General features: G+C 57.2%; 18 protein-coding genes. 9 read left to right on the top strand and 9 right to left on the bottom strand.

What is annotated here, in order from left to right:
• The coding region (locus AC13DD_RS02565) for a hypothetical protein (protein ID WP_482930810.1) at positions 1-235 on the top strand (235 nt) is incomplete at its 5' end.
• Between the two features lie 33 nt (positions 236-268).
• On the opposite strand, the gene purT is transcribed toward AC13DD_RS02565, so the two are convergent.
• From purT to AC13DD_RS02585, 4 genes are read right to left on the bottom strand one after another with little or no spacing between them, the layout of a single operon-like run.
• On the bottom strand, positions 269-1,459 hold the full coding sequence (gene purT, locus AC13DD_RS02570; RefSeq protein ID WP_008171482.1) for a formate-dependent phosphoribosylglycinamide formyltransferase: 1,191 nt from the start codon (positions 1,457-1,459) through the stop codon (positions 269-271).
• Between the two features lie 18 nt (positions 1,460-1,477).
• The gene (locus tag AC13DD_RS02575; RefSeq protein ID WP_008171481.1) at positions 1,478-1,666 is read right to left on the bottom strand and encodes a DUF1289 domain-containing protein; all 189 of its coding nucleotides are present in this window, start codon (positions 1,664-1,666) and stop codon (positions 1,478-1,480) included.
• Positions 1,663-2,196: a gamma carbonic anhydrase family protein gene (locus AC13DD_RS02580; protein ID WP_008171478.1), complete on the bottom strand. Its 534-nt coding sequence runs from the start codon at positions 2,194-2,196 to the stop codon at positions 1,663-1,665. Before AC13DD_RS02580 ends, AC13DD_RS02575 begins: the two co-directional genes overlap by 4 nt.
• A gap of 2 nt (positions 2,197-2,198) precedes the next feature.
• Positions 2,199-2,786 (bottom strand): NUDIX hydrolase, encoded by a 588-nt coding sequence (locus AC13DD_RS02585; protein WP_108019215.1) that lies wholly within the window; start codon positions 2,784-2,786, stop codon positions 2,199-2,201.
• Positions 2,787-2,883: 97 nt separating this feature from the next.
• Here AC13DD_RS02585 and AC13DD_RS02590 point away from each other — a divergent pair, with 97 nt between their 5' ends.
• Positions 2,884-3,435, top strand: a complete 552-nt coding sequence (locus AC13DD_RS02590) for an NUDIX hydrolase (protein WP_008171471.1) — start codon at positions 2,884-2,886, stop codon at positions 3,433-3,435.
• A 9-nt stretch (positions 3,436-3,444) separates the two neighbouring features.
• Here the strand turns inward: AC13DD_RS02590 and AC13DD_RS02595 are convergent, their stop codons facing one another.
• Entirely contained in the window at positions 3,445-3,756 is a 312-nt protein-coding gene (locus tag AC13DD_RS02595) for a YqfO family protein (protein WP_053114894.1), read from the bottom strand.
• Between AC13DD_RS02595 and AC13DD_RS02600 the strand changes: the two genes are divergently transcribed.
• Positions 3,749-4,123 carry a hypothetical protein gene (locus AC13DD_RS02600; RefSeq protein ID WP_141201893.1) on the top strand — a complete coding sequence of 125 codons (375 nt, stop codon included), beginning with the start codon at positions 3,749-3,751 and terminating at the stop codon, positions 4,121-4,123. The two genes, AC13DD_RS02595 and AC13DD_RS02600, sit on opposite strands and share 8 nt — an antisense overlap.
• A gap of 49 nt (positions 4,124-4,172) precedes the next feature.
• Here the strand turns inward: AC13DD_RS02600 and purL are convergent, their stop codons facing one another.
• Positions 4,173-8,078, bottom strand: coding sequence for a phosphoribosylformylglycinamidine synthase (gene purL / locus AC13DD_RS02605; RefSeq protein WP_104272196.1), 3,906 nt, complete (start codon positions 8,076-8,078; stop codon positions 4,173-4,175).
• 275 nt (positions 8,079-8,353) lie between these two features.
• Here purL and mltF point away from each other — a divergent pair, with 275 nt between their 5' ends.
• Positions 8,354-9,874 carry a membrane-bound lytic murein transglycosylase MltF gene (mltF, locus tag AC13DD_RS02610; RefSeq protein ID WP_104272199.1) on the top strand — a complete coding sequence of 507 codons (1,521 nt, stop codon included), beginning with the start codon at positions 8,354-8,356 and terminating at the stop codon, positions 9,872-9,874.
• Between the two features lie 19 nt (positions 9,875-9,893).
• Here the strand turns inward: mltF and AC13DD_RS02615 are convergent, their stop codons facing one another.
• Positions 9,894-10,364 carry a regulatory protein RecX gene (locus tag AC13DD_RS02615; protein WP_053114891.1) on the bottom strand — a complete coding sequence of 157 codons (471 nt, stop codon included), beginning with the start codon at positions 10,362-10,364 and terminating at the stop codon, positions 9,894-9,896.
• 177 nt (positions 10,365-10,541) lie between these two features.
• On the opposite strand from AC13DD_RS02615, the gene AC13DD_RS02620 reads away from it, so the two are divergent.
• Positions 10,542-13,007 (top strand): DUF349 domain-containing protein, encoded by a 2,466-nt coding sequence (locus tag AC13DD_RS02620; RefSeq protein WP_104272201.1) that lies wholly within the window; start codon positions 10,542-10,544, stop codon positions 13,005-13,007.
• Between the two features lie 13 nt (positions 13,008-13,020).
• On the opposite strand, the gene AC13DD_RS02625 is transcribed toward AC13DD_RS02620, so the two are convergent.
• Positions 13,021-13,284, bottom strand: coding sequence for a late competence development ComFB family protein (locus AC13DD_RS02625; RefSeq protein ID WP_014576682.1), 264 nt, complete (start codon positions 13,282-13,284; stop codon positions 13,021-13,023).
• A 188-nt stretch (positions 13,285-13,472) separates the two neighbouring features.
• On the opposite strand from AC13DD_RS02625, the gene AC13DD_RS02630 reads away from it, so the two are divergent.
• From AC13DD_RS02630 to AC13DD_RS02645, 4 genes are all read left to right on the top strand, one after another.
• Positions 13,473-14,681 (top strand): acetyl-CoA C-acetyltransferase, encoded by a 1,209-nt coding sequence (locus AC13DD_RS02630; protein ID WP_092034067.1) that lies wholly within the window; start codon positions 13,473-13,475, stop codon positions 14,679-14,681.
• A gap of 29 nt (positions 14,682-14,710) precedes the next feature.
• Positions 14,711-16,861, top strand: coding sequence for a 3-hydroxyacyl-CoA dehydrogenase NAD-binding domain-containing protein (locus AC13DD_RS02635; RefSeq protein WP_008171463.1), 2,151 nt, complete (start codon positions 14,711-14,713; stop codon positions 16,859-16,861).
• Positions 16,862-17,109: 248 nt separating this feature from the next.
• Positions 17,110-19,293, top strand: a complete 2,184-nt coding sequence (locus tag AC13DD_RS02640) for a carboxy terminal-processing peptidase (RefSeq protein WP_482930811.1) — start codon at positions 17,110-17,112, stop codon at positions 19,291-19,293.
• Positions 19,294-19,312: 19 nt separating this feature from the next.
• The gene (locus AC13DD_RS02645; RefSeq protein ID WP_482930812.1) at positions 19,313-20,080 is read left to right on the top strand and encodes a helix-turn-helix domain-containing protein; all 768 of its coding nucleotides are present in this window, start codon (positions 19,313-19,315) and stop codon (positions 20,078-20,080) included.
• A 21-nt stretch (positions 20,081-20,101) separates the two neighbouring features.
• On the opposite strand, the gene mtnA is transcribed toward AC13DD_RS02645, so the two are convergent.
• On the bottom strand, positions 20,102-21,166 hold the full coding sequence (gene mtnA / locus AC13DD_RS02650; RefSeq protein ID WP_482930813.1) for an S-methyl-5-thioribose-1-phosphate isomerase: 1,065 nt from the start codon (positions 21,164-21,166) through the stop codon (positions 20,102-20,104).
• Positions 21,167-21,221 lie beyond the last annotated feature (55 nt).

The following is a 21,221-nucleotide window of genomic DNA, read 5'->3' on the forward strand; positions in this document are numbered from 1 at the left end:
CCCGGCTTACTGCTTGTTTCGAGGCGCGCATTCTACAGTGAATCGCTTGCCTGTCAACTGCTTTCTGAAGAATTTTGAAACTCATTTTCTTCAGCGCTTTCAAACAGTTATCTTTCGATTCCTCAGCCGCCTCAGCGGTGCTCCCCTCGAAAGAGATGCGCATTCTACAGACCTGCCTGAAGGTGTCAACGGTTCGTTCCGAATTTTTTCGGAAATCGTCATCAAACCTTCATAAGCCTGGCTGATCAGAGCCAGGCCTGGGTGAACCTCACAGTTCAACGGTAATCGAATTTGCCGAGTCGCGAGCTTTCTTGCGCGCTTCATCCACCGTTGCGCCCTTCGCCAGGGCAACGCCCATTCGACGGCGCCCCTTCAACTCGGGCTTGCCGAACAAACGCAATTGAGTATCCGGCTCGGAAAGCGCTGTCTCAAGACCGGAATACGATACGGACGCCGAATCGCCCTCAGGAAGAATCACGGCTGATGCCGAGGGACCAGTCTGCCGTATCGCGGGAATGGGCAAACCCAGAATGGCTCGGGCATGCAGAGCAAATTCGGACAGGTCCTGTGAGACCAACGTAACCAGGCCAGTATCGTGCGGACGCGGCGAAACCTCGGAGAACCAGACATTGTCTTCCTTAACAAACAGCTCCACACCGTAGATGCCATAGCCACCGAGGTTTTCGACCACAGCGCGGGCAACTTCGGCCGAACGCTCGTAGGCCAGCGGGGCCATTGGCTGTGGTTGCCAGGATTCCCGATAGTCTCCATCTTCCTGCCTGTGCCCGATGGGCTCACAAAAAGATACGCCATCACGGTGCTTGACGGTGAGCAGGGTAATCTCATAGTCAAAGTCCACAAAGCCTTCGACAATCACCCTTCCCTTACCGGCACGCCCGCCAGACTGGGCATATTCCCAGGCCGCTTCAATATCATCCTCGGTCTTGACGGTACTCTGCCCCTTGCCCGACGAGCTCATGACCGGCTTTACCACAAGTGGCAGGCCTATTTCGTTCACGGCGGCAAGGTATTCTTCCCGGGTACCCGCAAAGCGGTAGGGTGAGGTAGGCAGCCCGAGCTCTTCAGCCGCGAGCCTCCGGATTCCTTCACGGTTCATGGTGAGGTTCACCGCTCTGGCGGTGGGGATGACGCGATAGCCTTCCTCTTCGAGCTTTACCAACTCCGGCGTGGCAATCGCTTCAATCTCCGGAACAATCAGATCCGGCTTTTCCTGTTCGATAACACTGCGCAGGCTGGCGCCGTCCAGCATGTCGATGACATGGCTCCGATGCGCCACCTGCATGGCAGGCGCATCCGCATATCTGTCGACAGCGATCACTTCGACGCCATAGCGCTGAAGTTCAATGACAACTTCCTTGCCAAGCTCACCGGATCCACAAAACAAAACCCTGAAGGCATTACCTTTAAGGGGAGTACCAATTCGAACTGAGTCAGTCATGATTTACCAACACCTATGTTAGCCGTGAATCAGGGAACCTTTTTCGCGCTCCGCCACTTTCCGGAGCACCTCGCGCCGTTCGTCGTCATCCATCCTGGTCCAGAGGGTGATCTCATCCCCACTTCGATGGCAGCCCACACAGATGTCATTTTCATCAAGCGCGCAGATGCTTACGCAGGGCGATCGAACCTTGTCAGCAACACTCATTTTTTCGGCTCGCAGGGCTTGAGCTCATCGGCGTAGCGGGCAGCATTCTGAACATAGTGCTGCGCACTCATTTCCAGCATCTTCTTCTGGCTATCGTTGAGCTCCCGCTTGATCTTGCCCGGCGAACCGACAACCATGGAGCCGTCAGGCACCTCCATTCCTTCGGGAATGAGAGCATTGGCGCCAATCAGGCAGTGCTTGCCAATCTTTGCTCCGTTCAGAACCACAGCATTTATGCCAATTAAAGAGTAATCACCAATCTCGCACCCATGGAGCATTACCTTGTGACCAACCGTTACACCCTTACCCAGAGTAAGAGGCATACCCGGGTCTGTATGCAGTACCGAACCGTCCTGAACATTTGTTTCAGGCCCAATGGTGATCCACTCGTTGTCACCACGTAGAACGGCATTGAACCAGACGCTGGCCTTATCCATCAGCCGGACACGGCCTATCACCGACGCGTTCTCGGCCACAAAGTGACCTTCACCTTCCAGTTCCGGCGTTCGGTCATTCAACTGGTAAAACATTCTCAGCCTCCTTCAGGCGGTTCAAGCAGATCGATTCCGGCATCGTACACAGCGTTCAGGAAGTCAACCAGAACCACTGCCGACAGGCCCCAGATCTCGTAGCGTTCCCAACGGTAGCAGGGTACGTAAAACGTATGGTTCAGGAAATCCAGAGCATCTGTGCGCTCCCGCCTGTCTTCCAGAAAAAACGATAGAGGCACGCGGAATACACTTTCGATTTCATGGGGGTTTGGCTCCAAAGGATGATCTCCGGGAATCACACCAACGTAAGGTGTAACTAGAATTCCGTAGCGGGACATCACCTGACTGAGCGGCGCAATTAGTTGTACTTGATCCGGCGGCAATCCGATCTCTTCATGGGTTTCACGTAACGCCGTTGCTGCCAGAGACGGATCTTCCGGATCCCTTTTGCCGCCGGGATAGGCGACCTGCCCGCGATGGGTGCTCAGATTCTCGGACCTGAGCGTAAAGATCATCTCCGGGTTTTTCAGATCGTCGGTTACCGGAACCAGTATGCCTGCCTCAGGATAATCCAGGGCCAACTGGCGCGGTGCATAGCCGGCCAGGCGCTCGGCAAGTAAATCACGCAATGTTCATCTCCACGGTACATCCGGAGGTTGGATGAGACAGAGGCAGCCGGGATCGTTAAACTGACTACCAAACCAATTCAAGTATACGGGGAAAATCATGAAGTACTGCAGCACATGCGGCCATCCGGTTGAACAACGCATCCCCGAAGGCGATAACCGTCACCGCTATGTCTGTGTCAGCTGCGATACCATACATTACCAGAACCCACGCATTGTCGCCGGCACGGTGCCCGTGTGGGAGGGCCAGATACTGCTGTGTCGCCGCGCTATCGAACCTCGCTATGGTTACTGGACGCTGCCTGCGGGTTTCATGGAGAACGCCGAAACCACCATCGAGGCCGCGGAGCGGGAAACGATGGAAGAGGCGCTTGCAGAGGTTAACATTGAAGGCCTCTATTCCATCATCGACGTCCCGCACATCAATCAGGTTCACATGTTCTACCGGGCCACACTGAAAGACGGTCAGTTTGGTGCAGGTGAGGAGTCCCTCGAATCCAGACTGTTCGGCCTGGACGAGATTCCCTGGGAAGAAATCTCGTTCCCGACCGTCAAGCGAACCCTGGAACTTTTCCTGTCTGACTACAGCCGCGAATCCTTCGGGGTTCACGTGAGTGATATCCGCCACCCCATGGCGAAAGACCGCAAGTAGCGCGGGCGACTACAATTCCTCCATTCGATAGATTTCGTAAGCGGGCTCCTCGTATGGGTGGGCCTGCTTGAGTGCCGCGAGAGCATCCTTTATCAGCTCGTCGGCGCAAACCAGCTCAACCTTGTATTCATCCACCGCTTCAATCTCCCCGGCATGACCGAGAAACGGATCGCTTCCTTCAAGCGGACGAAACTGCCCTCTTCCAAGACATTGCCAGGCACAGGAATCGTAATCACCGATTCGACCGGCGCCGGCATCGAACAATGCCTGTTTGGTTTTTTCGACGTGAGTCTCCGGAACGAAATAACACATCTTGTACATCGAAAAACCTCCTTCAGGTCGGATATTTTTTGTACAGATTAATAGCTTAGATACTTACCCACAGAATCTGTGGATAACTCTGGGGAAAGTTTTTGGGAACACGCCCTCAAACCCCGTAATCACTGCACTTCCGTTAAATTGGCGACAAAATCACCTGATTCATTTATTCTATATTTTTCAATTGGTTATGACTTTTGAGCAAAAGTTGAACCAAATTCCCGCTCTTTGTGCACAGAACAAACAGGGAGGCACCAGCAATGTGCATAAAAATACTGAGTCAAGGGGATTTTTGCCATTTTTGCCGATTTTTTCCCTTGAAAAACGCCCAAAAAAAGGGCGCAAAACAAAAAAGCCGGCTTTGGAATAAACACTCATGTTGAGCGCACCCAAAACCGGCTTGTCACTGGAACGGAAAATCAGCCGAACCAGCGTCTCGCATTTCGGAACATGCGAATCCAGGAACCATCTTCCTGCCATTCTGAGGGGCGCCAGGAATGCTGGACAGCCCTGAACACTCGCTCGGGATGCGGCATCATGATGGTGACCCTGCCATCGCGCGTCGTCACACCAGTAATACCGGCTTCGGATCCATTCGGGTTGTAGGGATAGCGTACGGTCGCCTGCCCCCGATTATCCACATAGCGCAGCGCCACCAACTCGTTCTCGGAGAGAGCTTCTGCCGAGGTGCCGCTGGCAAACTCAACCCTGCCCTCGCCGTGAGCAACGGCAATCGGCATACGGGAACCGGCCATGCCATCCATGAACGCCGACGGTGACGGCATCACCTCAGCCATAACCAGGCGCGCCTCAAACTGCTCGGACTGGTTGCGTACGAAACGTGGCCAGCCCTCACTTCCCGGAATCAGTTCGTGAAGATTGGAGAGCATCTGACAGCCATTGCACACACCCAGCGCCAGCGTGTCCTGGCGATTAAAGAACGCCGCAAACTGGTCCCTGACGCGATCGCTGAACAGAATCGACTTGGCCCAACCCTCGCCAGCGCCCAGAACGTCACCGTAGGAGAAACCGCCACAGGCAACCAGGCTGTTAAAGCCTTCCAGCGTAACCCGGCCGGAGAGCAGATCGCTCATATGCACGTCGACAGAATCGAAGCCGGCACGGTCGAATGCGGCTGCCATCTCAACCTGACCATTGACACCCTGCTCCCGCAGAACCGCAACTTTTGGACGGGCTCCCTTGTTGATATAAGGGGCAGCCACGTCGTCGTTGATGTCGTAAGAGAGTTCGGCGTGGAGACCGGGATCCTCTGCGTCAAGCAGGTTATCGAATTCTTCACGAGCGCAATCGGCGTTATCCCGGAGCGACTGAACACGGTAACTGGTCTCGGACCACAGGCGCTGGAGCTCCACCCGGGATTCATCCACCACAGTGCTACCTTCGAAGGTCAGGCGAAGGTTGTCAGTATCATTCGGGCTACCGATAACACTGATGTAATCCCCAAGACCCGCGGCAGAGAACTGCTGCAGGACAAAACCGGTGTCTTCCCTGCGTACCTGGATGACGGCACCCAGCTCTTCATTAAAAAGTTCCCGGGCAAACTGACTGCGATCCTCGGCGAGGCCATCCAGCTTGATATCAACCCCACAGTGGCCGGCGAAACACATTTCAGCAAGGGTGACGAACAGGCCGCCGTCTGAACGATCGTGATAGGCCAGGAGCTTACCGTCGCTGTTCAGACCCTGAATAACCGCAAAGAAAGCCTTGATGTCCTCCGGGTCATCCAGATCCGGTGCAACTGCACCGACCTGACGGTAAACCTGAGCCAGAGCGGAGCCCCCGAGGCGGTTCTGGCCAGCAGCAAGATCCACGAGGATCAGATCTGTCTCGCCAGCATCCTTGACCAGCTGGGGAGTCAGCGTCCTTGCAACATCAATAACCGGTGCAAAACCACTGACAATCAATGAAAGCGGTGCAGTCACGCTTTTCTGTTCGCCGCTGTCTTCTTCCCACATGGTCTTCATGGACATGGAGTCCTTGCCCACGGGGATCGTGATTCCAAGCTCCGGGCACAATTCCATGCCTACGGCGCGAACGGTCTCGTAGAGATTCTCATCTTCACCCGGGTGGCCAGCAGCGGCCATCCAGTTTGCAGAGAGCCGGATATCGGCCAACTTGCCGATCGGCGCTGCCGCCATATTGGTAATCACTTCACCGACGGCCATGCGACCGGACGCGGGCGCATCGATCGTGGCGACCGGCGTGCGCTCGCCCATGGCCATTGCTTCACCGGTGCGAACATCGAAGGAGGTGGCCGTCACAGCCACATCAGCCACCGGAACCTGCCAGGGCCCAACCATCTGATCCCGAGCAACCAGGCCGGTAATGGTCCGGTCACCAATGGTGATCAAAAAGCTCTTGGAGCCAACAGACGGCAGACGCAGAACGCGGCGAATGGCATCATCCAGATCGATTTTGGTGGAGTCGAAAATGGGCTTCGTAAAGGAAGCGCGGCTGACACTCCGATGCATGCGCGGCGGTTTGCCGAACAGCACTTCCATCGGCAGATCAACCGGCTTGTCGTCGAAGTAGGAATCGCCCAATTCCAGATGATGAGCTTCTGTCGCCTCGCCTATCACGGCATAGGGGCAGCGCTCGCGGCGGCACAGGGCGTCAAATTGCTCCAGGTTTTCCGGAGCCACTGCCATCACATACCGTTCCTGGGATTCGTTACACCAGATTTCCAGCGGAGACATTCCCGGCTCGTCACTGGGAATGTCGCGAAGCTCGAATTTACCGCCGCGACCGCCATCTTTGACAAGCTCAGGCATAGCGTTGGACAGACCACCGGCGCCCACATCATGGATGAACGCAATAGGGTTCTTGTCGCCCATCTGCCAGCAGCGGTCGATAACTTCCTGACACCGACGCTCCATCTCGGGGTTGTCCCGCTGCACTGACGCAAAGTCCAGATTTTCGTTACTGGAGCCCGAGTCCATGGACGAAGCCGCACCACCGCCCAGACCGATCAGCATGGAGGGCCCACCCAACACGATGAGTTTCGCGCCCACCGGGATATTGCCCTTTTCAACATGCTCCTCACGAATATTGCCAAGACCACCGGCAATCATGATCGGCTTGTGGTAACCGCGGACTTCTTCGCCGGCGGCTCCGGGCACTTTCTCCTCAAAGGTCCGGAAGTAGCCCGCCAGGTTGGGACGTCCGAATTCGTTATTGAATGCCGCGCCACCAATAGGCCCTTCAATCATGATGTCGAGCGGTGAAGCGATGCGTTCAGGTTTGCCGTAGTTGATTTCCCATGGCTGGGGATCGTCCGGCAGATTCAGGTTTGAGACTGTGAAACCAGTCAGACCCGCTTTGGGCTTGGAACCCCGGCCGGTAGCACCTTCGTCGCGAATTTCGCCGCCGGAGCCCGTGGCGGCGCCGGCGGCAGGAGCAATCGCCGTCGGGTGGTTGTGCGTTTCCACCTTCATCAGAATATGGATTTCTTCTTCGTTATATCCGTAGACACCCGTCTCGGGGTCCGGGAAGAAGCGGCCACCACGACTACCCCGAATAACCGAGGCATTGTCCTTGTAGGCCGATAGCACGCCCTCGCTGTTCATTTCGAAGGTATTCCGGATCATGGCGAACAGGGATTTTTCCTGACCCTCGCCGTCAATATCCCAGGACGCGTTGAATATCTTGTGGCGACAATGCTCGGAGTTCGCCTGGGCGAACATCATGAGTTCCACGTCGGTCGGATCCCGTTCAAGATCCGTGAAGGACTTAACCAGGTAGTCAATTTCATCTTCGGCAAGCGCCAGCCCCAGGCGCGAGTTGGCTTCCACCAGGGCATCGCGGCCACCGGCGAGAACTGGCACCCTCCCCAGGAGCCGAGGCTCTTCATGGCTGAACAACAGCTCTGCGCCGCCCATCTCATGAAATACTTTCTGAGTCATGCGGTCATGCAGCAGCGCTGCGATTTTCTCGCGTTGTTCCAGGCCAAGCTTGCGCCCCGAACGAATGTAATAGGCCGTGCCCCGCTCAATCCGATGTATCTGCCGCAAGCCACAGTTCCGGGCGATGTCCGTTGCCTTGCTGGACCAGGGCGAGAGCGTGCCGGGGCGAGGCACAACCAGGAAAAGCACGCCGTCAGGCTCTTCCACCGGCACACTCGGGCCATAGGTCAGGAGCCGGTCCAGAATAGCTTGCTCCGCGTCCGAGAGGTCTGCCTCCAGGTCAACAAAGTGCATGAACTCAGCATAAACATGCTCGATTTCAGGCACGATATCCTGAATCCGGGAATGCAATTTGCGGGAGCGGAATGGCGAGAGCGCGGGAGCGCCGCGAAGTTCAAGCATGATATCAACCTGTATCGCGCGAAACGGGGAAGTCTGGGTGCAATTTGAAAGGCCGACATGATACTCGAAAGCGGGGTCAGGATACAGCGCTTGAGGCGTTAATCCCGGGCTGTACAATTAACATTGTTTTGCACATTAATTAACCAGCTTTATTGACCAGGCCTCCGACACCAAGGATCATTGAATGTGTGGAAAGGAATTCCACGCTCAGGATAGACAAGGTTGCGTGGCTTTATGCGACGCTACAACCAGATGATCCAGCCGTGACGGAGTCCATGGACTTGCCAAAGATATTTGCTGCTTTCAAAAGCGCATCCGCCGGGATTGTTTTCTTCCTCGGCACTGCCCTGATACTGACCGGATGCTCACAGCCCAGCACTCTCCAGGAAATCCGTGATGAGGGGGTGCTGCATGTGATTACCCGGACGGCGCCGTCTATCTATGTGGAAAGTGAAGACGGCCCCACCGGCTATGATTACGAACTGGCAAAACTGTTCGCCGAGGAACTTGGCGTAAAGCTCCGGGTCCGCGTTGCCGATAACAACACAGAAATCCTGTCCGTTCTGGAAAAGAACTACGCCCACTTCGGGATGCTCGGGCTCTCCAGGCAACCCCATACTGCCAATCAGTATCGCACCGTAGCGACCGGCATCACCGCCCAGTCGATCCTGGTTTATAACCGCGATGTCGAGCGGCCTGAATCATTACAAGACCTGATCGGGAAAACGGTGCACGTGGTATCCGACAGCAACCACGAGCACCGCCTGAATGAAGCCCGCCGGGAAAACGCAGAGCTTGAATGGGAGGTGCATCCCGGACTGGACGCCGCGGGCGTTCTGTCCCGCGTTGAAAGCGGCGAATTCCCCTACGCAATGGTTTCCTCCAACGAGCTCGACCTTAACCACGTATTCTACCCGATGGTGAAGGAGGCCTTTACCCTTGGAGAACCCGGTGAACTGGCCTGGTTTTTCCCGTCAGCGCAGGATGATTCCCTGGCAAAAGCGGCCCGCCAGTTCCTGGAAAGTCTCGAGACCAACGGAACATTGGCCCAGATTTCCGAGCGCTTCTATGGCCACCTTGATCGACTGAATTACGTGGGTGCCCGAACCTTCATGCATCATGTGGAGAACCGGTTGCCCAAATACGAGTCGCTGTTTCGCGACTATGCCCGCGAGTTCAACATGGACTGGCGACTGCTCGCAGCCATTGGTTACCAGGAGTCCCACTGGCGCCCCAATGCGGTATCGCCCACCGGGGTCCGTGGACTGATGATGCTGACCAGGAACACCGCGAGCCATATCGGCATCAATAACCGCCTGGACGCCGAAGAAAGCATTCAGGGCGGCGCCAAGTATTTCCGGATCGTGCACGAAAAAATCCCGGAACGAATCCCGGAGCCAGACCGCACCTGGTTCGCCCTCGCCTCCTACAACGTGGGTTTCGGGCATCTGGAGGACGCCCGACGACTTACAGAAGGCGCGGGACGAGACCCTGACCGGTGGATGGACGTAAAGGAATTCCTGCCGTTACTGGCCGAGAAGGAATGGTATACCAAGACCCGCTTTGGCTATGCCCGGGGCCACGAACCGGTGATCTACGTCCAGAATATACGGCGCTATTACGATGTACTCGCCCGGCTCAACCAGCCGGGTATCCCGGCGACCGAAGCAGAGGAACAGATCGTACAGATGGAGGAAAGCCGGGCGCCGGAAGGCCGATCAGGCGAGCTGCAAACGGACGGAAAGCTCAGGGCCGGCCTGCCCGCAGAACTGGGCATGATACCGCCAACCCTTTGAAGAATCTGACTTCCGCCGGCTATTCGCTACGAGCCTCGAGCGCGCGCTCCACCTGACTGGCGGAAAAGCCCCTACGATTCAGAAAACGCGCCTGCCGCACTTTTTCGTCCCAGTCGTCACTCAGATCCGCCAGGCCAAAACGCTTATCGCGGATACCGATAGCTCGCTGACACCAATCCTCCTCCGCCATCTCGGCAACACACTCCGGAGTCTTGTGGACCCCGCGCTGCTGAAGTTCGCCAAGAATCCGTAGCGGTCCGTAACCAAGGTCCATTCTTTGGCGGGCGTAGACGTCAGCAAACCGATCATCGTCTAGCCAACCCTCTTTCTCGTAATCATCCAGAACAGCGTTAATAATGTCGCCCGGCAGCTTTCTTTGGCGGAGTTTAAGGCTTAACTCGAGGCGACTGTGCTCGCGCCTGGCAAGCAACCTGAGTGCCGTTGCCCGGGCCTTGTAATCCTGATCGTTGTCATTTTCCTGTTTTGCCATACAGACCCTTTCCGCACACGCATACAAAACGCTAGACTAGCCGCGAATTTTTCCTGCTGGCCAGCACCTCAGGCTGACCAGTCAAACTACCCGGCATCCTGACCGGATGCCGACGGCCGGTGGCGGCACAACTTTGCCCGACACCGTGAACTGGTTTCAACACCCAAGGATACTCTTATGGCCGCGTTCATCCAGAAACTGTTCAAATCCCGCAAGACAACCGAGGCAACGCCAAAACAGCGGAAAGCCACCCAGCCAGAGCCTGTCGAACAGGAAGATACCCGGACTGACCGGAGGGAAGAACAGCTCAAAACACTGGAGAGCGCACCATCCCAGGATGTCCTGGCCAAGCTTGCCATTGAGGGCGTTACCGCGGATATCCGGCAGTCCGCTGCAGGCAGACTGACCGACGAAGCCAGCCTGCAGGAAGTGCAGAAACAGGCCAAAGGCCGTGACAAAGGTGTCTACCAGATCGTTAAACTGGCACTGCAGCAGCGGCGCGAAGAGCAGGCCCGGCTGGACAGCATCAGCCAGACCATCGCTACCCTTACCCGCCACGCCCAGGACCAGGCGAAAAGTGACGATACCAAGCTTTATGAGGCCCGCCTCGAAGCCCTGCTGAAACAATGGACAGAGGTGGAAACACACGCCTCACCGGAACAGGCCCAGGCATTTCTCGAAGCGGTTCACCTGTGCAAAGAGCGCATTGCGGCCCTGCAATCTGCGGCGGAAGATGAAAAGCGCCAGCGCGAGCAGAAGCTGCAACGTCAGGAAACCCTGGATCTGCTGACCCGCACACTGGACGAGCTCAAGTCTCAACCGCCTGAAACACTGCCCTCACTGGCGTCCCTGGATGCACTCCAGAAAACCCAGGAAAACCGCTGGCTGGAAGCAACCCGGGATACGGCAGTGGAGAAGCAGGAACAGAAAGCCTACGAAAACGCCATGCTGGCACTGCGCAATTACCTGAGTTCTGTCCGTCGGATTACCCAGGAACGGGAAACCATCGTCGAACTTGGCGCACTGCTCGAGCGCGCAGACGATGCCACCGACGAGCAGCGTGCCCAGGCAAAGACACTGGTTGCCGAGATCAACTGGCCGGAAGACTATCCCATCCCGGCACTACTGGAGCCATTGCGGAAGCTGGCCGGCAAACGCAAGAAACCGGCAGAGCCCCGAGTTGACCAGGAGCAACAGAAAGCTCTGACGACTCGCCTCGAGGCCGAAATCAGGCAACTGGAGGAGGCTCTGGAGGCCAAACAGCTGAAAGAATCCAAACAGCTCTTCAAAACGGCACAACAGCACTTCCGGGATCTGGACCAGCGCCACGCAAAACCCTATCAGGCGCGCATGCAGCTGCTTACCGGGCAATTGCGTGAACTCTCGGACTGGCAGGGCTTCGCCACGGAACCCAAGCAGATTGCCCTGTGCGAGCAAATGGAATACCTGGCAGAGCAGCCAATGGATCCGGAAGCAAAGGCCGAGCGAATCAAGGAGTTGCAGAATGAGTGGCGCGATCTCGGCGGCTCTTCAGATCGCTCGCTGTGGTCCCGGTTCAAAGCTGCCTCGGACAAGGCTTACGAGCCCTGCAAGGCCTACTTCTCTGCCAAGTCCGGCCTCAAACAGGCCAATCTGGAAAAACGGTCCGCCATTTGCCAGCAGCTCGAAAGCTTCCTGGACAATGCCGACTGGTCTTCCATCGACTGGAAAGCCGCGGAACGAATCCACCAGACCGCTCGCCAGGAGTGGAAAGAGGCCTGGCCAGTGGAATTCCGCGACAATCGGGGCGTTCAAAAGCGCTTCGATGAACTGCTCAAGAGGCTGGAAGCACCCCTGGACGAGGAACGGCGCAAGAACGAAGGCCTGAAACAGACGATCGTGGACAAGGCCCAGGCCCTGGTCGAACACGAGCCGCTTCAGGAGGCCATGAACCAGGCCAAGGCCCTCCAGGGAGACTGGCAAGCCATCGGAATCACCCGCCATCGGGAAGACCGCAAACTATGGCAGGCGTTCCGAAAGGCCTGTGACCAGATCTTTGCTCGCCGTGATGCCGAGCGCTCGGAACAGCAGCAGGCATCACGGGCCGCCGACGAGACGGCGCAAGCAGGCCTGAATCAGGTTTCAGGAATATCCCCGGAAAGTGACGAACAGGCAGTCACTGCGGCCCTGGCGACGCTCAAGGATATTGATGCCGCTACGCTCTCAAAAGGCGTCAGGGAACAGGTCCAGCAAGAAAAGCAGCGGCTGAGCAAGATTCTCTCGGCTCTGAGATTGCAGGCAAAAATGGCTTCCTGGCAGTCTCTGGTGATGGCGGCCACAGCGGGCCAGTCCGGGAGTGAATCAGCGCCTCAGCACTGGGCTGCGCTGGCCGAAACGTCAGACGCCAGCGATCCGGTCGAGCTGGTGATTCGCGCAGAAATCCTTTGCGGCGTGCCCTCCCCCGAAGCCGATCAGCAGCGCCGCATGGAAATCCAGGTTCAGCGCCTTGCCAATGGCATGGGTTCCGCCGACAACAGCACGGATCAAATGCAGGATGTAGAGAAACTGCTGGCAGCCTGGTGCCTGGGTGGCACTGGCAAAAACGCGGACACGGAGCTCGCTGAGCGACTGAACAGGGCTATCGCCAATCTGAACGAGGCCTGAGGCGCCCAGCGGTCTACTCCCGCTGATGTTCCCTGACGAATTCCCTGGCTTCCTTTACGGCGGCCAGGGATTTCTGTTTCATCCCCTTGAGTTCCTCGTCCGCCAGGTAAAACATCATATCGATTGAATGCCGGTAATACCGTGTGGGCAGTCGGTTGAGAGCCACGCACATAACATCGGTCAGATAGTCCGCTGTGTCAGACTCCTCCCGCGTTGCCTCGATGGCATCCACCACCAGCCGCTCGTAGAAATTATCGATTGCATCTCGCAGAGACATGGCTTCCGCCTCCCGAATTCGTCTGCGGTTTCTAACACCATAGAAGCCAGCCCCCTCCTTGTCATGGTTCATGAGCAATTTCGCCAATGCGATTGGCAGCCCGCGTCATTACCCCCTGCAACCGCAACCGGCTATGGTTGTGTCATCGGTAAATCAAACCCGAAAACAATATGACCAGAGGACAAGCAATGACCACCGAGGCTTATATCTTCGATGCAGTCCGCACCCCCCGGGGGCGCGGAAAAAAAGACGGATCACTTCACAGCGTCAAACCCATCTCGCTGTTGACCACGGTGCTCCATGCGCTGCAGGAGAGGAACAGCCTGGATACCGCCCAGGTGGACGACATTGTGATGGGCTGCGTAACCGCCGTGGGTGACCAGGGTGCTGATATCGCCAAGACAGCAGCGCTGGCCGCTGACTGGGATGAAAAGGTGGCGGGCGTCACCCTGAACCGTTTCTGCGCCTCCGGATTGGAAGCCGTGAATCTGGCGGCCATGAAAGTTCGCTCTGGCTGGGAAGACATGGTGGTTGCCGGCGGTGTGGAGGCCATGTCCCGTGTGCCCATGGGCTCCGACGGCGGAGCCTGGGCCACAGATCCGGAAACCAATCTGCATACCGGTTTCATGCCCCAGGGCATCGGCGCAGACCTGATTGCCACCCTCGAGGGCTTCAGCCGTGAAGACGTTGATGGCTTTGCCGTGAAATCCCAGCAGAAAGCGGCCAATGCCTGGCAGAACGGCTACTTTGCGAAGTCCATCATTCCGATCACTGACCAGAATGGCGTGGTGATCCTTGATCGCGATGAGCATGTGCGTGGCAACACTTCCCTGGAAAGCCTTTCCGGCCTGAAACCCTCCTTCCAGATGATGGGCGAGATGGGCTTCGACGGTGTCGCCCGGGAGAAATACCACTACGTGGAGAAGATTAACCACGTTCATCATGCCGGCAACTCCTCAGGTATCGTCGACGGTGCCACCGCCATGCTCATCGGCAGTGAAGCCAAGGGCAAAGCCATGGGGCTGACGCCGCGCGCTCGCATCATCGCCACGGCCGTGACCAGCACAGACCCCACCATCATGCTCACCGGCCCCGCCCCGGCAGCGCGCAAGGCACTGGAAAAGGCGGGCATGACTGCCGATCAGATCGATCTGTTTGAAGTGAACGAGGCCTTCGCCTCTGTGGTTATGCGCTTCCAGCGGGAACTCTCGGTTCCCGGCGAAAAAGTGAACGTGAACGGCGGGGCTATCGCCATGGGCCACCCGCTGGGTGCCACCGGCGCCATGATCCTTGGCACCCTGCTGGATGAGCTGGAGCGGCGCGAGCTGCGCTACGGCCTGGCCACACTGTGCGTCGGTGGCGGCATGGGCATTGCCACCATCATTGAGCGCGTCTGAACCCGTCCACTTTTCCAGGAGAACCAATTATGAGTGCTATTCGTTACGAACTGGGTTCAGACCAGATCCTGACCCTCACCATCGATATGCCCGGCCAGTCCGCCAACACCATGAACGCTGCTTTTCGGGACGCCCTGTCGGAAACCGCCGCAAAAGTGAAGGAAGACCTGGATAACATTCGCGGCATCATCATTGCCTCCGCCAAAAAGACGTTTTTTGCCGGCGGCGACCTGAAAGAACTGCATAAGGTCACGCGCGAAGACGCCGGGACTTTCGAGGATATGGTCAACGGCCTGAAATCGCACATGCGGTTTCTGGAAACCACCGGAAAACCCGTGGTGGCAGCCATCAACGGCTCCGCCCTGGGTGGCGGCCTCGAGATTGCCCTCGCCTGTCATTACCGTGTCGCCATCAATGACGACAGCATTCAACTTGGACTGCCGGAAGTGACTCTGGGCCTGCTGCCAGGTGGCGGCGGCACCCAGCGACTGCCTCGAATGATTGGCCTGGAGGCAGCCTTCCCGTTCCTGATGGAAGGCAAAAAGGTAAATCCGAAAGCTGCGCTCAAGGCCGGCATTATCAACGAACTGGCAGATTCTGCCGACGATATGATCACGAAAGCCCGAGCGTTCATTGAGGCCAACCCGAAATGTCAGCAGCCGTGGGACCAGAAAGGCTTCAGGTTCCCGGGTGGCGCGCCCCACCATCCTGCCATGGCGCAGAAGCTGGCGATCGCTCCGGCCATGCTGAAGCAGAAGACCAAAGGCTGCTATCCGGCCCCGGAGCGCATACTTTCTGCTGCCGTTGAAGGCGCTCAGGTCGATTTCGATAACGGCAGCCTGATCGAGACCCGGTATTTTGCGGAACTGGTGATCGGCCAGGTTGCCAAGAACATGACCGGCACCTTCTGGTTCCAGTTGAACGCCATCAAGGCGGGCGGCAGCCGCCCCGAGGGCGTTGAGAAAGAAACCTTCCGCAAGGTGGGTGTTCTGGGCGCAGGCATGATGGGCGCAGGTATCGCCTATTCAACGGCGACACGGGGTATCGATGTGGTGCTGAAAGACGTCTCCGTTGAAAATGCCGAAAAAGGCAAAAGCTACTCGGAGAACCTGCTCGCCAAGAAAGTCAGTCGTGGCCGAATGACGGAAGAACAGAAGGCAGACATCCTGAGCCGCATCAAGGCCACCGATTCGTCAGACGATCTGGAAGGCTGTGACCTGGTGATCGAGGCGGTCTTCGAGGACAGTGGACTGAAGGCAAAAGTGACCCAGGAAGCGGAACCCAAACTGGTGGCAAACGGGATTTTTGCGTCCAACACCTCAACCATCCCCATTACCCAGCTCGCCGGAGCCTCTGCGAACGCCGAGAACTTCATTGGCCTGCATTTCTTCTCACCGGTCGACAAGATGCAGCTGGTAGAAATCATCGTCGGCGAAAAAACCTCGGATGAAACCCTGGCGCGCTCGTTTGACTACGTTCAGCAGATCGGAAAGATTCCCGTGGTGGTCAACGACAGTCGAGGGTTCTTTACCTCGCGGGTCTTTGGGACCTTCGTCAACGAGGGCATCTGCATGCTTGGCGAAGGTATTCATCCAGCGAGCATTGAAAACGCGGGGGTGCTGGCCGGTATGCCCGTCGGGCCACTGGCGATTTCCGACGAAGTCAGCATGACCCTGATGCAACACATCCGGGATCAGAGCAGGAAGGATACCGAAGCCGCCGGCGGAACCTGGAATCCCCACCCAGCGGAGGCCGTCACTGATGCGATGGTCAACGAACATGGCCGCAAGGGCAAGGCTGCGGGCGCGGGCTTCTACGAGTACCCTGCCAACGGCAAGAAACACCTCTGGCCGGAGCTGGAAACTCTGTTCGTGAACGCGGAGAAGGCAAGAACGGTCAAACTGCAGGAGCTGAAAGACCGGATCCTCTTCATTCAGGCCATCGAAACCGTTCGTTGTCTGGAGGAAGGCGTATTGCGAACGGTAGAGGATGCGAATATCGGCAGTATCTTTGGCATTGGCTATGCGCCGTGGACCGGTGGCGCGATTCAGTTCATCAATCAGTATGGCGTGAGAGCATTCACGGAGCGGGCATCGGCGCTCGCCGAGACCTATGGTGAACGCTTTGCACCACCCAGACTGTTGCAGGAAAAGGCGGAAACGAACACACCGTTCGCCTGATTCAGCCTCTGCACGTCTGCTGCCGGGAGGATTTACCGATTCTCCCGGCAGTTTCCCCGTGTGCAACACGCCTCAACCCCGATGATCCCTCAGTTACGAACGTGGCGTCTTCATGGACAGATTGTCACGATCCGATACGCCCTGCCTATGGCATCGGGTGTAGTGCTTGCCTACAATAAATTTAATAAGTCACGGGTAGACACTCCCTCGCAAACCGAGGGGCTACCAACACCGTCGGGTAAGCATTTATGACCATCGCGGAAAGAATTATGGCTCGTCGCTCTTCGGCCGGATCTGTTCGGTTCGGGGTGTGCAAGGCAATGACTGTAGCATTGCTGCTGTCTGCGCCGCTGGGGCTTCATGCGAACGTTGAAACTCCAGACGTGTACGAGCCAGTTGCACCGACGATTGATCAGGCGCGAGCCAATATCCTGATCGCCCGTCAACTGCAGTTTACCCACTTCCGGGACCTCGGAATCAGCGATGAACTCTCCGGAGATGTGTTTGATGCCTACCTGGATTACCTCGACGGGCAGAGAATCTATCTTTCGCAGGACGACATTGCGAAGTTCGACAAAATCCGCACTCAACTCGGCTCTGCCCTGAAAACAGGTCAGCTTCAGCCCGGATTCGATATTTACAATCTGGTTCAGCAACGGATTATCGAGCGCCTCCAGTTTGCTCTGGAAACAATCGACAAGGGCATCGACACGCTGGATTTCTCGGCCAACGAAAGTATTCTGGTCGACCGCTCGAAAGCGGACTGGGAATCGAACGCCGAGGCCCTGGACGATCTCTGGGTCAAGCGCATTAAAAATGCGGTGCTGGCTCAGCGCCTGAACGGGGCAGAAGACGAAGCCATCGTTGAAACCCTGCGCCGCCGCTACAAAGGCCAGTTGAAGCGCGCGTACCAGGCCCGCAGCGAAGATGCGTTCCAGGCTTACATGAATGCGTTTACCGGCATGTGGGACCCGCACACATCTTACTTCTCACCGCGCACCTCCGAAAACTTCAACATCAACATGAGCCTTTCACTGGAAGGCATCGGTGCTGTGCTTCAGTCGGACAACGAATACACCAAGGTGGTGAGACTGGTACCCGGCGGGCCCGCCTCCAAGCAGGGTCAGCTTGAGCCCGCAGATCGCATTGTTTCTGTCGCACAGGAAGACGAAAAGCCGGTGAATGTGATCGGTTGGCGTCTGGACGAAGTGGTGGATCTGATTCGTGGGCCGCGCAATTCGACCGTCACACTGGAAGTGATTCCGGCCAATGCCTCCGACGAGACCATTACCGAGACCATCGCCATCAAACGCGATGAAGTAAAGCTGGAAGAGCAGAGCGCCAGCAAGGACACCATACGTCTTGAACGTGGTGGCAAGGAATATACGATTGGCGTCATTACCATCCCCACGTTCTATGCGGATTTCCAGGCCATGCAGGCTGGTGACCCGAATTACAAGAGCACGACCCGCGATGTCCGCAACCTGATTGCGGAGCTCGAAGCCGACGGCGTTGACGGCCTGGTGATGGATTTGCGAAACAACGGCGGTGGTGCGCTGCACGAAGCCAATGATCTGGTCGGCCTGTTTATTGACAAGGGCCCCACCGTTCAGATTCGCAACGCCAATAACGATGTGCAGGTACTCAATGACGAGGATCCTTCCGTGGCCTACAACGGGCCTCTGGTGGTACTCACCAACCGCATGAGTGCGTCAGCGTCCGAAATTTTCGCCGGCGCCATCCAGGACTATGGCCGCGGACTGGTTGTCGGTTCCCAGACCTTTGGTAAGGGCACCGTTCAGGCGGTGCGTCCCCTGAATCACGGCCAACTCAAGATTACCCAATCTAAATTCTATCGGGTCTCCGGCGGCTCAACCCAGCACAAGGGGGTGATTCCAGACATCGAGATTCCGTCCCGTATCGACAAGACCCGCATTGGTGAAGATGCCCTGGATCACGCCCTGCCCTGGGATCAGATCGAAGCCGTCCCGCACACCCGCTACTTCGATTTCAGCGGGATCATTGATGAGCTTCGCAAGCGTCACGAAGAGCGGTTCTCAACCAACGCCGAGTTCAGCCTGTTGCAGCAGGAGATAGACTTCCTGACCAAACAGCGCGCCACCGACAGCGTCAGCCTCAACCTGGAAGAACGCCGCGCTGAGCACGAACAGATTGAACGCACACGGCTCACGATCGCAAATGCCCGTCGTGAACTGAAAGGCCAGACACCGTTCGAGTCGCTGGAAGACCTTGAAGACTGGCAAGACCAGCAGGCGGCGGACCTGAATTCCACCGATGAGGAGCTGGATTTCGTGATACGGGAAGGTGGACATATCATGGCCGACATGCTGGACCTTGATAACCGCATGGCATCGATCCTGGATCCCCAGCAATTTGCGGCACAGTCTCCGGCCGCCGCAGTGACACGTTGAACAGGCAGCTCCAAGTCTCATGACTGAGCAGGACGCAGGCGGACAGGATAGCCACCAGAAAGCACGGATGTTGCAAGACATGCTACTGGACGCGCTACATGCCATGCGCTCCCTGGAGGAAGTGGAAGGGTTGGAGAAACCGGCGGCTCAGGAACGAACGCCGGAAGGCCTGATCGACCGCCTGGCAAGCCTTACCGGGTCTGCGCTCCGCTTCGGGGTCAAGGCGACGGATACGTCTCTTCGGGTGGGCCGGGCACTGATCAATTCCCAGGATCAGCTGCGGGCAATGCTCACAGCAGGCCAGTCTCTCAAAGACATCCGCGAAGTGGCCGGCCTCACCGTATCTGAAATGAGCGAGGCCCTTAACCTGCGGGACAAGTCCGTCCTGGAGGCTATAGAGAACGGCACCACCACCCTGTCCTTCGAACTGATACTACGTCTGGCAGCCCTCATTGCCCGAAACGATCCCATTCCTTTCATCATGCGCACCACGCGCAACTACAATCCCGAAGTCTGGCAGATTCTGAACGACTGGGGCGTGGCAAGACTGCCCCTGCAGTTTGAGCGAGAACGGGAATTCATCAACATCTTTCGCCGGCATGACGACGCCCGCACGCTCTCGGATGAAGGTTTCCGGAAAGTGCTGGAGTTCACCCGCCAGAGCTTTGAGATGTCCCTGCACTTTATTGAGGAGCAGGAACAGCAGGTGGCCGAGCTTCGGGCTGCCTACGAAGAAAAGGATCCTGACGTGAACACACCGCCTGACAAGCCTGCCGCCAGAAAGTAGCAGCCGGAACTTACTCCGCCGTCAACCAAATAACGCCCGCATACCGGTAATATTCGGGTTATGCACCACCCCCTTTTCGGTAACGATGGCGTCAATCAGGCTGGCCGGTGTCACATCGAAGACCGGATTGAACACGTTGACGCCTTCCGGCGCCAGCCCAATGCCGCGTATCTCCCGGATTTCAACACTCTCGCGCTCCTCAATGGGGACATCCGCCCCTGACGCCATGGCCATATCCACCGTGCTCGAGGGCGCGACCACCATAAAGCCCACCTTGTGATGGCGAGCCAGAACCGCCAGGCTGTAGGTGCCGATCTTGTTAACCACATCGCCATTGGCGGTGATCCGATCCGCGCCGACGATCACCCAGCGCACGTCTTTAAGGGCCATGATTGTAGCAGCGGCACCATCAGCATTCAGCGTGACAGGAATGCCCTCCCGGGACAGCTCCCAGGCCGTCAGTCGGCTGCCCTGAAGCCAGGGTCGGGTTTCATCGGCATAAACTTCTTTCAGCAGTTTTTTCTCGTTCAGCCGACGAACAACGCCCAAAGCTGTGCCATAACCCCCGGTAGCAAGGGCGCCGGTGTTGCAATGCGTTAGCACCGAAAGGGGTTTCGTTGCTCCGATAACTGCAAGAGCATGGTCCGCCATGGCAAAATTGGCTGCCAGGTCTTCCTCATGGATCGCCTCGGCCTCCCGGGCCAGCCGTTTTACCGCCTCGTTCAGAGAGTGACAGGCGTGAAACACCCGCTCCATGCGCTGCAGTGCCCAGAACAGGTTCACCGCCGTCGGCCTTGATGCCGCAAGCTCTCGGATGGCTTGCTTGATTTCTGCCCTCCAGTCGCCACCACCGGCGTGCCTCGCCGCCAGGGCCACGCCGTAAGCTGCGCTGATACCGATTGCAGGCGCGCCCCGAACCACCATATCCCGGATACTCTCCGATACTCCGGCCGCTCCTTCCAGCGTTATCCAATGCTCCTCTCCTGGCAGCAAGCGTTGGTCAAGCAGCTCAAGACTGCCGCCATGCCAACGTATTGCAACGGTGCCAATGCCACGTTCAGAAGAGGGGTTCGGGGTTGTTGCCATAGAAAACTGCTCCGGTTTTTCAGCGCTGAAAACTGTGATTATAACGGTTATACTT

The sequence above is a fragment of the Marinobacter sp. L-13 genome, assembly GCF_056857715.1.